This is a genomic window from Salinicola corii, assembly GCF_008298015.1.
GTDB classification, from domain to species: domain Bacteria; phylum Pseudomonadota; class Gammaproteobacteria; order Pseudomonadales; family Halomonadaceae; genus Salinicola; species Salinicola corii.
Genome location: NZ_VTPX01000001.1, coordinates 12,454 through 27,292, shown reverse-complemented (window position 1 = coordinate 27,292; position 14,839 = coordinate 12,454). Strand labels below are relative to the sequence as shown.

Here is a 14,839-nt window from a genome sequence, read left to right as displayed (position 1 = left end):
ATGGCTTGCGAGAACCTTCCAGCTCCATTGCTGAATCTCGCGATCAACCCCTTCCCGTTGTCTGAACATCGAAAATGATGTGTGCTTTATGCCAGAATCACCGGATGAGTAAAAATGATTTATCCGCAAAAGAACATGAGACAGGCTCATGACACGATCTAAAGCCAGGATCGGCGGGGGGGACAGCGACAGAAATGTAAACGTCTTTGCGTCGCACGCGACGGTATCCTTCAGTCCGCGCCGCCCGGCAGATCCAAAACCAGCTGTGAGCCGGCGCCATTGCCCGAGACCAGCCCCACTACACTCGCTTGCGCCACATATTCGATGGCATCGAGCGTAATACCCACTCCCCAGTCGCCTTGGTGGAACCATCCGCGCGCTGGACGAACGGCTTAAACTTCACCTCGAAGCCGATCGTTCGCAGCGTGTTTCGAAACTACGCTACTTCGCATCATCCTTGTCGGTGACGTCACAGCGAGTGGTCAGCACATCCCCTCCGTAGTTCTCCCTTAGAACCGGCGGCGATAGTCTAAGTGTTTGCCATGGGCTTCACGCACGGTGTAGTAGACGTCCGGGGTATTCACGAAGTGGGCGACGCGTGTCATGGCAAGGAGATTCCCGGCAAGCAGTGAAGCGGAGGCGAGCGTTGGCTGAAGTGCATGGTACCTGCGCCCAGTGCGCTCCAAAAGAAAGGCCCGCGGGCAGACGCTTCAAGCCTGGGCATGCGGGACACCAACGCCGACTAAGTGCCCTCCGCTTGCCGTGCCGCCAGCACAGCCGGCCTGTCTCCGATCCGCTCCACATAGCTCGCCAGCACCGGCCATGGGTCAAGCGCAATACCGAAGAAACGGCACCACCCAGTGACCGTATAGAGATAAGCGTCCGCGACACCGAAGCTCTCACCCATCAAATAGCTTTGGTTACTCAACACGCCTTCGAGATAGTCAAAGCGTTTGAATATTTTGTCGCGGAAGAGATCACAGGCCGTTTCAGGCGGCCTCTCGTTGAACAGCGGCGCCAGGCCAGCGTGGATCTCGCTGTTGATGAATGCCAGCCACTCCTGAAGCCGATATCGCTCCCAACTTTCGGCGGGCGGCGCGAGAGCCGTCTGCGATGATAGATCGGCCAGATACAGAAGTATGGCAGGGCCTTCAGTCAGTACCGAGCCGTCTGCCAATGCCAGTGCCGCGACGTATCCTTTCGGATTGATGGCAAGAAAGTCTTCCCCGGCCTCCGTCGTTTTATGGCGGTTATCCACGCGTACCAGCTCGAAGGACAAACCAAGCTCACGTAGAACGATATGGGGCGAGAGTGAACAGGTGTTGGGCGCGTAATAAAGCTTCATGGCAGTTTCTCCTGTTGATAAACCACGCTGACAATCGACATGGACCTATCGAGGGTGCTTCTAGCCCGCCTACCTGTAAAATTAATCCTTCAACCAATAGCCATTAGCTGAGCTACTCCCATGATGAATCTCGTCCACTGGCGCTTGATTGTCGCCGTCGCGGACGCTGGCGCCATCTCGCGGGCCGCCGAAAGGGTCGGCATGACCCAGTCCGGCGCCAGCCAGGCCATCGCTCAGATGGAAAAGACGTTGGGGGCAAAGCTGTTCACCCGTTCGCGAGGGGGAATCAGTGTGACCGCCTTTGGTGAACCGGTAGTCGGGCACGCCCGTTACATGCTGGCGAGTCTCGAAGCAATCCACGGTTTGGCTGACGAACAGGAAGGGCTTGGTAGCGGTCGTATTCGTCTAGGCAGCTTCCCCTCGGTCATCTCGAATCAACTCCCTCTCCTACTGACCACCTTCCGTCAGCGCCACCCCGGTATCGAGGTCGTAGCCCTGGAAGGTACCGATGAAGAAGTTGAGACGTGGTTAGCCAGTGGCGCCATCGACCTCGGTGTGGTGTTGAATCCCACACCGGATCGTCAAGCCTTGATACTCGGTCGCGATGCTTGGGTAGTCCTGACACCCACTTCTCATCCCTTGGCGCGGCGGGCGTCTACGCAAGGTGTCGACTTCGCTGAAATCGCCACACAACCGTTCATTCACGCCACTGGCGGCTGCAGTGTGAACGGCCAGAGCTTGGCTCGAGATGCGGGATGGGAATTAACGGATATTCAAGTGACCGTACGCGACTGGGCTAGCGCCTGCGCGTTAGTACGCGAGGGTATGGGCATCGCAATAGTGCCGGAATCCGTACTACCGGCGGATAGAAAGGGGTTGCGCGCGCTGCCGTTGGCACCATCGATAGACCGGAGGTTCGGACTGGTCGCGCCAAGCACGCTAGCAACCAACCGCCCCTTGAACACGTTCTGGCAGCATGTGGCAAAAGCCACCAAGCAGCAGTAAGCCGACCTTGTTGAGAACAACACCCGCTCTGCAGTGGCATGCTCGCTACAATGCGCGTTCTCTTCAACGACCCTGGCTATCACATTTAACTCGCAATCCTTAACGTCACCGGGCCTCCAGCACTATCCTCCGAAGACATGGCGGAAATAGGCACCGAGGCCGCCGAACGTGTACTCAGCAACCATGAGCTATCCCGCGAGGATCATACCCAGGCCGTGTTCGAGTCACTAGCCTGGGGCACCTGTGTGTCATTCCAGCGGAGTCTGTTGCCGCTCACCAAGCGCTATGAGAGAGGCATGAAGACTGGCATGCCCTAGCCCCCGACTTCGCCAATCACCCAGCGGGCGAAAGCTTCGGCCTGGGGATCCATCTCCTGCACGACATACACCACAAGACGCAGGTGCCGACCTTCGTCGACGATCAGGCTAGAGTGCTCGAAGCCGACCTTGCCCAGTCCATCGAGCTCGAGCGCGCGTACACCCTGGCAAGGAGCATCCACCTCGTGGCGGTGCCACCATTGGCGAAACTCGGGAGAGTGCGCAGTGAGTTCCTTCACCAGGTTACCAATGGCGGGGTCGCCATCCGCCCGCGCGTAGTCGCGCCGGAAGCTGGAGAGAATGAGCGGCGCCTGGATCGACCAGTCGGCAATGACCCGGCGCAGTTCGGCGTCAGTGAACAGCATCCATAGCAGATTGCGATCTCGCCGAAATGACGCTGGTTGCGCTGCGCGGGCCGAAGGGATTGACTCGCCGCCTTGTTAGCCGAGTAACTGCGCGCGTGCGGCCGCAAAGCCATCCAGTATCGTGCTATGCGCGGCCCCGAGGCCTTCGACGCAGTAGCTGTTCAAAAACTGTCGACCGGCAAAAAGCGTGCGGTCGGTCTCGGTCAGTTTGGCTTGCTCGCAGACCCCGCCCCATTCACTGGCGATCGTGACGAGTTGGTTCTCGATGATGGCCTGGGCCTGTTCGTCATTGAGCAGGAAGTCCGGGGCGGCCGCGAGACAGCTGTGCAGCGTACTCATACGGTTTTCGCCCTTGATCAGCATCGCCTGCGTCGCCTCGTTGCCCGCTCGCCCCTGCGGGCAGATGTCATAGGCCGGGGTCAACGAGAGCATCCTGCCGTCCCAGAACGCGGCATGGTTGCGGGCATGATCGTCCGTGTTGCCGCACAGGATATTGAAGACGATCCGAGCGTAGAGCTCTCGCAGCGTTGGCTTCGGGTCGGTGAAGCGGTGACGGATGACTTCGGCAAGGTCTTCGTAAGACGCATAGCGCGCCATCATTTCGTCAAGGCCGAGCATCGTCAGCGCTGACACCATCGCTTTGCGCTGCCAGCCAGCCCCTGACTTGATGCGATCAAAGCGGTCGATGAGCAGCACATCCTTGCCGGCCGCCGCGGTCATCGAGACCGGGGCGACATCGAGCTCACATGCAGCCGCCAGCTTCATGGCGATAAATTCCGCCTTCACGACGCTGTAAATATCCGTGCTCGACGAGAACTTGGCGATCATTTTGCGATCGCCATGGTCGATCAGGGCCTTCGGGCGGGCGCCGCCGATCGAAGTGCCATGGTTCAACGCCTGGTCGAGGGCTGGCGTCAGCGGGACACCCTTCTCGATCCGTTCAGCCGCTTCCAGCAACTCTTCATAAGACGCCTCGGCCTTGAGGCGAGGCACGTATTCCGTGGCGGAATGCTGGAAGTCGAGGGCACCGATCCGGTCCGACCCCGATTCGAGCCAATAGGTGAGTTCGGAGATGTCGTCAGTTGCGGCGTCGGCCTTGCCCCCCATCAGACGATTGATGATCACCCGGCGCCCCCAGGCATCGGGCGAGGCGTCACGCAGGCAACTGGCCATCGACAGGCCAGCGGTCGGTTCGATCAGGCCGCGGCGCAGGGGCAGTTCGGGGCCATAGATCGGGATCGCGCCATCGCGCGCCAGGTAGCTGGCGCCATAGTTGAAGCTGTAGCTATCGCCGTGCTGCGTGACGCGACCGGCCACCACGGGTTGTGTCTCTCCCGGCAACCAGATCCAGACATAGGCCTCTCGTGGCTGCGCCAGCCTAGAAGTCATCATCGACCTCCTGCCTGCTCGGGCGAACCCGCTTCGGCAGCAACGTCAATTTTTCCTCGAGATGGGCGTTATGCATCGCACCTGCCCGGTCGTCGACATCGAACAGCCGCACGCCAACGAGTGTGGCGACCTCGAAGACGATGCCGATCTCTGTGCCGGCTTCGCCATTTTCGATGTTGCGGAGGGTCTTACGCGAGATGCCTGCGCGTTCAGACAGTTCGGCAGCGGTGAGCTCCCGCTCCAAGCGGCCAGCTTTGATCAGCTTGCCGAGGATCGAAAGTGCCTGCTTGGTGACGCGGGAGTAGCTGCGTGGCCGCTTCATTGCCATCTCGTCAGATTGGGTATTTAAAGACTCATTAGACAGCTTGTGAGTACTCAAGTGCTCACTATGATGCGGCCTGCATGAGATAGCAAGAAAATGGGCATCTTAGTACCCACAAGATGGCGAGATGAAACTTTAAATACTCATCACCCAGGCAGTTGGTGACCACCACCTGTCCCAATCGCGCTATGAGGTGCCCTTGGCGCCTCGCTCAGTGGGCTCGACCTGGCGCTGCAGATGCCTATCGACAAGCTCTCCATCGTCGCCGAGCTCGTGGCGTTATCGGGCATGGGAGTGGCTCTGGGACGCTACACACACGTGGCTCCCTGGTTTGAGCGAGGCGGCCTGGTCACGCTCGCCAGTCAATGGATCAGAATGCCGAAGCGCCACTATCTGGTTTGTTCGCGACACCGTCCTATGCATTCCTACTGTCCACATTTTCATCGATGGCTGCATGACGAAGTCCAACGCAACCGAGCCAGTACGTCAAAGTGAGTTGTGTCGAATACATGCGATAGTTATACGGAGAGGCGTCATGCAAGTCTGGAACGTCTCAGTGCATGACGACCATTACCGCCAGCACGACCGTCAGCAGCAGCAGGTAGACCCCGGCATGAATGCGATCGGGAATGCGCCCGATCCATCGCGACGCCAGGCGAATGCCGAGCCACGACCCCACCGCCAGCGCCAGCAAGGCGCGCAGATCCACGTACCCCGCATACCAGGCGCCCAGAGGGGTATCGCCGGCCGACAACAGCACATAAGTTGCGGTGCCACTGATCGCCATGGGCAACGACAACGGATTGGCCATCGCCGTGGCCGCCGTCATGCTGGCCCCTCTGCGACGCATCAGCGGCACGGTCATCACGCTGCCGCCAACCCCCAGAAAGGCCGCAACGATACCGATGAACAAGCCTGTCACCGCCGTCATCAGACGGCCCATGGGGCGAACCTCCCCACTCGCCCGATGCAGAAAACCGGGCCGCAGGGTGGCATCCGCAATCGTGATCGCCAGATAGCCGACGAACATCCAGCGCACCCACTCTCCACTTACCGACACCGCCGCTGCCGCCCCGAGCACGGCACCGATGGCGATATAGCCCACCAGCGGACGCACCAGACGCCATTGCACGGTCCGTCGCCGGTGGTGACGCCAGGTCGATAGAGAGGCAGCGAAGATCATCAGTGCGGTCGAAGTGGCCACCGCGATATGCATGGCCGCCTGGCCGGCCACGCTATCCGCCCCGTGGACGGCAATCAGCAAGGTAACCATCAAGGGAACGACGACGAAGCCGCCACCGAAACCGAACAGCACGGTCGTCACGCCGGCCAGCCCGCCGCAGAGAAGCAATACGCTATACACCGGAACACTCCCGAGAAATCCAACGACAGGAACGATATTCCGATGGGGGGTGGCCGACATTCGCCCGTTGGCCAATAATCGTCGTGTTTCGGCCAGGTTGACGACGATGCGCAATATCCCGCTGGCGGACGTGGATCATGTAGCCCGGCCCGTCGTGGCCATCGGCACCGACTACAGCCCCGGCACCTTGCTCGACTTTCACACCCATCGCCGTGCCCAGTTTCTCTACGGCATGACGGGCTTGATGGAAGTGGATACCGATGACGGAACCTGGATGGTACCGCCCTACAGCGGTGTCTGGTTGCCGGCGGGCAAGCGGCACCGGGTGCGGATGAACGGCGTCAGTACCCGCAGCCTATATATCGAGCCCGATGCGGCGCCACGCCATTCCCCCAGTTGCGAAGTGCTGGTCGTGTCGCCACTGCTTCATCATCTGCTGCTGGCCTCCGCCAACATGCCCGCGCTCTATGACGAGAGCGGTCGCGATGGCGCCCTCGCCCAACTTCTGCTGCACGAGCTCCAACTGGCACCGTCGCTGCCGCTGTTTGCGCCTTTGCCGCACGATCCCGAACTGGCCAGCCTGTGCAGAGACTTTCTCGCCCAGCCGCATATTCACAGCCTGCCCGAGGACTGGGCGCGGCAACTGCATCGCAGCCAACGCACCTTCAATCGTCTGTTCCGTCAGCAGACCGGCATGTCCTTCGCCGTATGGCGCCAGCAGGCCTGCTTGATGGCCGCCCTCCCCAGACTGCTAGCCGGTAGCTCCGTTACCCGAACCGCGCTGGAACTGAGATACGACAGCCCCGGCGCCTTCTCCAGCATGTTTCGCAAGGTGCTCGGTCAATCCCCGACCGCCTTCGTTCGCGCGGCTACTCGGCAGGAGGAGGAGATGCCCGGCGGTAGTTGATGCGGGGGCAGCCCTACAAACCTGGTTGGCCCGTTTACGATGTCCCCAAAGCCGGGCCGCATTGCGAATCAGCGCCATCATGGCTTTTACCATGTGTACATTCGACATGAACTGGCGCGCGGCCCACGCCATTTGGGAGAGAATACGCTCACGTTTTTGGCCATCACCCTGCTAAAGATGATTCGCGAATCGTGACCGAACCTACGCTTTGATCTGAGGCATCATCCGATCAATAACAGTGCGACAGCAGATCAAATTAACCTTGCCCATGATTCCTGCCCCCTTCCATAACGCTTTGGAGAAGTTGGCCTAATCTGGCGATGGACCTCTTTCCAAGAATGTTGAGAGTGCAATGTAGCTGCGGACAGACCTGACACCTTCCAGGCTTTGAATCTCCATCAGGAAATCCTCAAGAGACTCGGTGTTAGCCGCGCGCACTTTGATTAGCACACAGCCATCTCCTGCGACGGTATGCAGCTCTTCTACCTCGGGTCTTTCGGCGAAGGTCAGTAGTTTACGCGTCGCGCTGTAGCTACTGGTATCGACCAGCAGAAAGGTCAGAAGCGTTCGGCCAAGCTTGCAGCCATCAAGAATCGCGACGGTGCCCTTGATGACCCCATCGCGCTTGAGCCTTTTTACCCGGTCATGCACAGCGGGGGCGGATAAGTTCACCATCTTGCTGAGTTCGGCGTAGCTGCGCGACGCATCTTCAGCGAGTGCGCCTAATATTTTTCGGTCGATGGAATCGAGTTCGGCCGGATGATGCCTTATCTGCCGAATAGCATCTGTTTCTTTATCTGATGGCGCCATTCTCGATTTACCTCCGAATAGCATTGCCAATAAAATTGAGAAAACCGAATCACATTCGGATAAGCATATCATATACGGAGATACTATCATGCCAATAGCACTTTTCGCGCTGGCGATTGGCGCATTCGGTATCGGAATGACTGAATTCGTTGTCGCTGGCATCCTCCCCCAGATTGCCAGGGACTTCGGCATCGATATCCCCACGTCAGGTTTAATGGCCACCACCTACGCGCTAGGCGTGTTCGTGGGTGCGCCAATCCTGACGATTCTAGGCGCCAAAGTACCGCGTAAAACGATGTTGATCTGCCTCGCCTTAATCTTCACGCTTGGTAACGTGATTACGGCAGTGGCGCCGACGTTTTCCATCGCACTGGCAGGTCGTATTTTAACAGCGTTCAATCACGGAACTTTCTTCGGCATTGGCTCCATCATCGCCGCCTCTCTGGTCGCGAAAGATCGCCAAGCGAGTGCCATCGCTTTCATGTTCTCCGGACTTACGATGGCAAACCTGCTCGGTGTACCTGCAGGCACCTGGCTCGCTCAGGCCTACAGCTGGCGACTGGTATTCTGGCTGATCGCCGGGATCGGTCTCGTCACCGTCATCAGCCTCACGCTGCTGGTGCCTCAAATCAAGGCAGGCAAGGCCATCGCGTTGAGGAGTGAACTACGTGCCTTCACAGACCCACAGGTTTTGCTCGCCATGGGCATCACTGTCTTCGGTCCTGCCGCATTCTTTACTTCCATCACCTACATCGCCCCTATGATGACTGAAGAGGCGGGGTTTTCTGACACGGGTATCGCCATACTGATGGTTCTGTTCGGGCTCGGCCTGGCGGTTGGCAACTGGATGGGGGGGCGCTTTGCTGACCGTTCACTTTTCGGAACGCTGTTTGTGACACTCGGCGCACAGGCCGCGGTACTTTTCGTCTTCTGGCTCGGCGTTGAAAGCGGCATTGTCGCGTCGGCCGCTGTCTTCCTCATGGCCGCCTTTGGCTTCGCGACAGTCGCCCCGATCCAGAAACTGGTGATGGACCGTGCCAGCCAGGCCGGAGCGCCCACGATGGCTGCCTCGGTGAACATAGGCATGTTCAACCTCGGTAATGCGATTGGCGCATGGGTAGGTGGCGCAACGATTGCCACCGGGTACGGCTTGGCCTCTCCGAACTGGGCGGGCGCAATCATTTCGCTCGTGGCCTTGAGCTTGGCCATCATCGCTTGGCTCAGCGCGGGTCGAAAATATTCAGCGGCATTGGCAGAGTAAGGTCAGGGGGAATACCTCCCCCTGTCTCACACTACAGCCCGCCTTTGTGGCGGGCGATTAGATGCCTGACATGTCTTCGCGGCTGCAACTATTCGATACGCGTCCTTTGGGTGGGAATGGGGTGTCGCAACCCCACCATGACCGCACCCATCCAAAAGCCAATCACCGCAGGGCATAGTGCATCGAAGCGCCAGTCCAGCATGCCGTCTAAGAAATGGGCGCGGCAACTGCACCGCAGCCAGAGCACCTTCAATCGCTTGTTCCGCCAGCAGAACGGCCTGTCGTTCGCCGTATGGCGTCAACAGGCCTGCCTGATGGCCGCCGTTCCCAGGCTACTAGCCGGTAGCTCCGTTACCCGAACCGCGCTGGAACTCGGCTACGACAGTCCGGGCGCCTTCTCCAGCATGTTTCGCAAGGTGCTCGGCCAATCCCCGACCGCCTTTATCCGCGCGGCTACTCGTCAGGAGGAGGAATTGCCCGGCCGTTGCTGATGCGGGGGCAGCCCTACAAACCCGCATGACCCGATTACGACCTCGGACTAGTAGCCATGAACTCCATCAGGCCAGTGACGATGAGGAAACGGAAGCCGAGGCTCGGCGAAAAAAGAATTGAAGATCGCATGAAAAGTAGAGTCGAACACTCCCAGCGTCCTAGCGTCTTGAAATACTGGGTGTTTGCAGCGGCATGAATCGTTGATATCCCGCTAAAGTCGCTTTGCCCTCATCCTTGCATCGGTCTAATGTGTTATGGAACGTAACAATACAAAAATTTTCGTACGCGAGGGAAACATGGAACTAGGAGACAAGCTCAGCAGTATTGCCCAGCGGGGGCGTGACCAGCTGGACCACATCAAGACCGAAGAAGCGACGAAAACTGCGCTGGTCATGCCATTGCTCGCGGCGCTCGGCTACGACCCCTTCGATCCACGGGAGGTAGTCCCGGAATTCACCGCAGATGTCGGGACGAAGAAAGGCGAGAAAGTCGACTATGCCATCCGAAAGGACGACGAACTGTCGATACTGATCGAATGCAAACCGCTGGGGACCGACCTTGCCAATACCCAATACTCTCAGTTGTTCCGCTATTTCGGGTGTACTGAAGCCAAGTTCGCCATTCTTACCAACGGCTTAAAATACCGTTTCTATTCCGACCTGGACGCACAAAACAAACTCGACTCGCGCCCTTTCTTTATATTCGACCTTGAGGACTTTAACGACGGTGACGTGGAAGAGCTACGTAAATTCACGAAGCCCAACTTCGATGTAGAAGCGATTTTGAGCACGGCGAACCGGCTGAAATATACAAACCTTGCCAAACGAGCCATCGAAGAAACGATCAAAGAGCCTCCCGAAGAGTTCGTGAAATTCATTGTCTCTCGATTCTACGAAGGTCGACACACCAGACAGGTAATCGATGAATTCATGCCAATCGTTAGAGAGGCAGGTAAGCTGTATATCAAGGAACAAGTGGCACAGCGCTTGAAAGGTGCTCTGGCTCGGAACTACGTAGATGATACCATCCCTCAACCCGAGCCTATTCAGGCACAGCTAGCACCCGAACAAGATGACATTGTAACCACTCAAGAAGAGATCGATGCATACAATATCGTTCGCTCGATCCTGTCAGAGGTTGTCGATGTATCGCGCATTTCTATGCGTGATGCAAAGTCATACTGCGCCATCCTCCTTGATGACAATAACCGCAAGCCCCTCTGCCGGCTTCACTTCAACACGAAGAGCATCAAGCGTATCGGCTTCTTCAAGGATAAACAGCAAGAGCTTGTAGATATTGAATCGGTAAGCGATCTTTTTAAATATCGCCAGAAACTAATAGAAGCGTTGCAGCAATACTTAGGGTAAAACCCGGAGCCAGCAACAACAACGAACTCGCCGAAAAGAGCACTCCAAAAAACCGCTGCAAAAAGCAGCGGTTTTTCAAATCTAAACGACTAGTAGCGCCTACTCCCACTCAATCATCAACGAGAGCTCTAACCTATTGAAAGTAAAGATTTCACAAAAGGTTGATTTGGGGCTTTACCGTCGCTTTTACCGTCAGAATCACGGGCTCTTTGTTTCCGCGGGTGATGCAGCGATTTTTCCAGCGGCAGTGTTTTCCATACCATCATCAACCAAAGGCCATAGTACCAGAAGCACAGCGGCATCATCCATATGCCCAAGCTCCCTGCCCGACACAGTGGTAATCGCGTAACCTCACGGCCAAGACGAAAGTGATATTCAAACTTCGGGCGCGATCACGTACTTCTTGCCAATAGACCGAATCGACCATTGCCTTCAAGGCCACTGAAGGTCTCAATACGAGCAACATTTCGGATAGCAGTCGGTGGATCAGAGTTTTCGATTACGATGAACTGCACTTTGTCCTTGAGGCTAGAGAGATGTTTGTAGAAATGTTCAGCCAGACCTGTCTTCTTAAGGACCTTTTCATCTTCCGACAACTCACCATAGCGCGATGTCATCGGCTCACGATAAGTGAGCAATGGAGTGTCAAGAACGAGGAAGCCAGGGTATGGAAGTTCATTTTCGATACAGAAAACAACAATGGCCACATTAAAAGCTGCATGAAGAATTGCCCTAACACCTTTGCCGTTGGCGGCACGGAGTTTTCCGGCAACGATAATATCCATAGCTTCTGTGTCAAACTGCACTTTGTCTGCATCGGGAAAGCGCCATTCAGTTAGTACAGACTTCACTGTCTCTCCAAACCGGAACAATGTAGTCGAATCTGGGCCTACTGATGGTGCATCGCCTTTACTTCGTCTGGTTGGTTCGGCGTCGATTTCAGCTCTCCGTATCGACAGATTGGAGCGGCGCTTATAAAGGTCGAGTACATTTACTATCTCGGATCGCTTCGAAACATATACTTCGTAACTTTCTCGCAAAGAAGTTTCATGTGGGCGCGCCTTCTCAATCTCGCCATCGAGCCTATCAATCTCGGTTTTCTCCAAATCAACGGTCCGGCGCAGCCCTACAGCTTCTGCCTCCAGAGAAGCTATAGTTTGAGTCAGCTCACGTTGTTCACGCTCGATCTTGCGAGCTTCAGCGGCAGCAGCTTTATGCGCCATCGCAATCTCTTCCGCAGCATGATTATGTTTTTGGGCATCAGACGGAGCACCACAGACCGGACAATCCATGTCGGTCATCGCCACGAGCACGAACCCTCCTTCTTCAATTGACTGCAGGCGCTGAAGGTCCGAGCTGTAGACAGCCTGTAATTTAGAGAAACGCTCAATCGTTAGATCAAGCTCTCCCGACCTTTCTAATAACTCGCGGCGGCACTCTATGGATTTTCGTCTTTCACCTGCAAGGGCATCAAGTTTTGCTTGGGCATCCTTTAGCCTAAACACAAGGTTACTTGCACTTTGCTCCAGTCGCTCTAGCTGTTCTTCGATTTCCCTTTCATCTGGCGGATTCTCGCCGAGCTCTACATTGATCTGAGCAATCAACTCATCAACTAGTTCAATTTTCGCAGCCTTGGCCACTTTGCGTTCGGAGGGTTTCGGAACTGTAACGGCCGCAGCGTCGTCAACACCGGTAAGCAAAAACTTGAACAAGTTCTGCTCGAAGGTACGCTGGGAAGGCGACCCCGAGGTAAAGACAGGACTTTTCTCGGCAATAATATCCTGCTCGGACACTACAACGTAGGGCGATAACAAGTAAATGGACAGCGTGTCCTTCTTGCAGTTACCATCTCGAACGACCGTTTTTCCGGCGACCCCCATAGCATCGAGCAATAGGTGTGAAACAGTATCAGTACGCTTTGAATCGTGCTGCTGACGCAGCACTAAACCATCTTTGACATCGGCCTTCTTGAGTAGTCCCTGATAGAACTTGAACTGGCCACCCTGTGTTGCACGGTAAAGCGTAACATCGCGATTATCAGGTAGAGTCAGGCCTAGCCAAACCGATTCATAAGCAGCAATTTCTTCAATTGCGGGTAGACTCTTGGAAACACCGAGCATGAACAGAATGGCCTTCGAAGCGAAGGACTTACCAGTATTCGAGGCACCATAGATAATATTGAGCCCCTCATCAAACTCAAGTTCGGCAGGCTCAATGCCGGAGCCAGTGAAGACGAGATGACGCAGCCGGATACCATTCATACTGATCGCCCCGAAGATGTGTCATCGGTCGTGAATTCCGTAGTCCAGCGACCAATCTGGCCTTCAATGAGCTCCCGAATTTCAACGTTCTCCTGTTGAGCAAAGCGATCCGCCATCCATCTAGCTCGGTCCTTAAGCGCGAGAGAATAAGGCGCCTGCAGAAGTTCCACGTAACTTGGAGCCTCCTCACTGGCGCAAAATTCTATTCCAGCTTCCGTCTCAAAAACGTCAACAAGGTGCATTTGCTGCATCATACGCAGGCTTCTCTCTACCAGCTGACGACGAACTAGGAGTTCACCGGTACGATTAGGCAGATCGGGATGGAGACTTTCTGGTACATCCTGCCCATCGATATCGCCTGTATGTACGATCAAATGATCAAACCACGTCATTTCCATCAGATCGCAATGGCGCGGATAAAAAGCCTCAAGCACTACCAAGGCCCGAATACCAGTTTCAAGGGTGCTATTGAACGGATGTTTGTCCAATATTCTGTCCTCTAACGATGCCACGGCAAACGTCCGTCATTTGCGAACTGATGGCAGGTCCCTTGTTTCACTTGAGGACCTGCATGCTTGCCCAGAATGCCGGATGGTTGCAAGATCGCAGCTTGCTGCATCACTTGGCGTAGCCTCGTCAGCCCATTTGCATGTTCATCATCATGAATTTCAACTACACCGTGATAAACTTCATCCTTAAAATTAAACAAGTAATCCTCAGGGGTAGAATCTCTATAAAACCTATCAAATGCGACCGAATCAAAGAAGCGAGTACGTTGGTCACGCAGATGCTTACCAAACTCCGGGCTGGCCAATGCTGTTGTTGCATCTGGGAAAGTTCCCGGACCTTTTTCTTCGTATAGTTTAAGCAGCTGGCCGATGTATGAAGACTCACTGGCCTCGATCTGATCTGGAACAACTCCTCGTGGCGAGGGGCCAGGATCTTCGTCAAACCATTTAACCAGAGCGGGCTTGCACGCGGGATCTTCGACGAGCCGCGCTGCATCGAGCCAATGGATGTTGGTGAAATCAAATGCTTTAATCGCGGCAACGATCTCGGGGCTAAGTGGTATACTTTGCTTTTCCACTAGCTTTCCAGAAATATCAGAATCCCAGCGTTCGAGAAAGGCGGTTCTAAAGCGTTCAGGATGAGCTATAAACTGCTGCACAGCCCTAGCCACACCTCGCGGTGCGACAAAAATGTAGGAGCGTGGCAATGAGTACTCACCGACAGAGGAGTGCATAAATATCTTGCCAAGCTCAATGAAGGCCGAGCTTTCGGAAAGTGACTTGCTGAGCTGCTTACATTGGAAGTTATCCCACGGACCTTCCATACGCTTATCTGTCACATAGCCCGTGACATCGCGTCCCATATCACCTGTGCCGCGCCAAAGTTCATGGCTGTGGTAGTCTTTGCAACGCTGGGCCAGCCAATCATTAACGAAGTCCTCCAAACGATCTGGCGGAAGTGCGCGGATCAGGATAGCGTGGTTAATACGCAAAGACTGCCCCTTATGAGTCCCCAGTTTTGTTGTCACATTGTAATGCAACTGTTGTTTATAATGCCGCCTTACCTTGGCTACTGCGCTAACCGGAGGCAATGTCCTGAATCCTAGCCAGCATCAACCATTCTAAA

15 protein-coding genes are annotated in these 14,839 nt (G+C 55.8%); 6 read left to right on the top strand and 9 right to left on the bottom strand.

Features of this window, described 5'->3' with window-relative positions:
* Positions 1-742: 742 nt before the first annotated feature.
* Positions 743-1,345, bottom strand: coding sequence for a glutathione transferase GstA (gstA, locus tag F0A16_RS00140; protein WP_149433388.1), 603 nt, complete (start codon positions 1,343-1,345; stop codon positions 743-745).
* 120 nt (positions 1,346-1,465) lie between these two features.
* On the opposite strand from gstA, the gene F0A16_RS00135 reads away from it, so the two are divergent.
* A complete protein-coding gene (locus F0A16_RS00135) occupies positions 1,466-2,350 on the top strand; it encodes a LysR family transcriptional regulator (RefSeq protein WP_149433387.1) in 885 nt (294 codons plus the stop codon).
* Between the two features lie 313 nt (positions 2,351-2,663).
* On the opposite strand, the gene F0A16_RS00130 is transcribed toward F0A16_RS00135, so the two are convergent.
* The 3 genes from F0A16_RS00130 to F0A16_RS00120 are packed head-to-tail and all read right to left on the bottom strand — an operon-like array spanning position 2,664 to position 4,743.
* Positions 2,664-3,092 carry an MmyB family transcriptional regulator gene (locus F0A16_RS00130; RefSeq protein ID WP_275401742.1) on the bottom strand — a complete coding sequence of 143 codons (429 nt, stop codon included), beginning with the start codon at positions 3,090-3,092 and terminating at the stop codon, positions 2,664-2,666.
* 15 nt (positions 3,093-3,107) lie between these two features.
* Positions 3,108-4,352, bottom strand: a complete 1,245-nt coding sequence (locus F0A16_RS00125; protein WP_223119672.1) for a type II toxin-antitoxin system HipA family toxin — start codon at positions 4,350-4,352, stop codon at positions 3,108-3,110.
* Between the two features lie 58 nt (positions 4,353-4,410).
* Positions 4,411-4,743: a helix-turn-helix transcriptional regulator gene (locus F0A16_RS00120; protein ID WP_149433386.1), complete on the bottom strand. Its 333-nt coding sequence runs from the start codon at positions 4,741-4,743 to the stop codon at positions 4,411-4,413.
* A gap of 237 nt (positions 4,744-4,980) precedes the next feature.
* Here F0A16_RS00120 and F0A16_RS22215 point away from each other — a divergent pair, with 237 nt between their 5' ends.
* A complete protein-coding gene (locus tag F0A16_RS22215; RefSeq protein WP_149433385.1) occupies positions 4,981-5,238 on the top strand; it encodes a LysR substrate-binding domain-containing protein in 258 nt (85 codons plus the stop codon).
* Positions 5,239-5,296: 58 nt separating this feature from the next.
* On the opposite strand, the gene F0A16_RS00110 is transcribed toward F0A16_RS22215, so the two are convergent.
* The gene (locus F0A16_RS00110; RefSeq protein ID WP_149433384.1) at positions 5,297-6,106 is read right to left on the bottom strand and encodes a sulfite exporter TauE/SafE family protein; all 810 of its coding nucleotides are present in this window, start codon (positions 6,104-6,106) and stop codon (positions 5,297-5,299) included.
* A gap of 106 nt (positions 6,107-6,212) precedes the next feature.
* Between F0A16_RS00110 and F0A16_RS00105 the strand changes: the two genes are divergently transcribed.
* Positions 6,213-7,013: an AraC family transcriptional regulator gene (locus F0A16_RS00105; protein WP_149433383.1), complete on the top strand. Its 801-nt coding sequence runs from the start codon at positions 6,213-6,215 to the stop codon at positions 7,011-7,013.
* 309 nt (positions 7,014-7,322) lie between these two features.
* Here the strand turns inward: F0A16_RS00105 and F0A16_RS00100 are convergent, their stop codons facing one another.
* The gene (locus F0A16_RS00100) at positions 7,323-7,823 is read right to left on the bottom strand and encodes an Lrp/AsnC family transcriptional regulator (RefSeq protein ID WP_149433382.1); all 501 of its coding nucleotides are present in this window, start codon (positions 7,821-7,823) and stop codon (positions 7,323-7,325) included.
* Between the two features lie 88 nt (positions 7,824-7,911).
* Here F0A16_RS00100 and F0A16_RS00095 point away from each other — a divergent pair, with 88 nt between their 5' ends.
* The 3 genes from F0A16_RS00095 (at position 7,912) to F0A16_RS00085 (ending at position 10,943) form a co-directional block, all read left to right on the top strand.
* A complete protein-coding gene (locus F0A16_RS00095; protein ID WP_149433381.1) occupies positions 7,912-9,084 on the top strand; it encodes an MFS transporter in 1,173 nt (390 codons plus the stop codon).
* Positions 9,085-9,284: 200 nt separating this feature from the next.
* A complete protein-coding gene (locus F0A16_RS00090) occupies positions 9,285-9,575 on the top strand; it encodes a helix-turn-helix domain-containing protein (protein WP_239023650.1) in 291 nt (96 codons plus the stop codon).
* Between the two features lie 297 nt (positions 9,576-9,872).
* Positions 9,873-10,943, top strand: a complete 1,071-nt coding sequence (locus F0A16_RS00085) for a type I restriction endonuclease (RefSeq protein ID WP_149433380.1) — start codon at positions 9,873-9,875, stop codon at positions 10,941-10,943.
* A gap of 392 nt (positions 10,944-11,335) precedes the next feature.
* On the opposite strand, the gene F0A16_RS00080 is transcribed toward F0A16_RS00085, so the two are convergent.
* The 3 genes from F0A16_RS00080 to F0A16_RS00070 are packed head-to-tail and all read right to left on the bottom strand — an operon-like array spanning position 11,336 to position 14,804.
* On the bottom strand, positions 11,336-13,204 hold the full coding sequence (locus F0A16_RS00080; protein WP_149433379.1) for an SMC family protein: 1,869 nt from the start codon (positions 13,202-13,204) through the stop codon (positions 11,336-11,338).
* Entirely contained in the window at positions 13,201-13,692 is a 492-nt protein-coding gene (locus F0A16_RS00075; RefSeq protein ID WP_223119671.1) for an ABC-three component system middle component 2, read from the bottom strand. The genes F0A16_RS00080 and F0A16_RS00075 overlap by 4 nt, the downstream gene beginning before the upstream one ends.
* An 11-nt stretch (positions 13,693-13,703) precedes the next feature.
* Positions 13,704-14,804 carry an ABC-three component system protein gene (locus F0A16_RS00070; protein ID WP_223119670.1) on the bottom strand — a complete coding sequence of 367 codons (1,101 nt, stop codon included), beginning with the start codon at positions 14,802-14,804 and terminating at the stop codon, positions 13,704-13,706.
* Between the last annotated feature and the right edge of the window lie 35 nt (positions 14,805-14,839).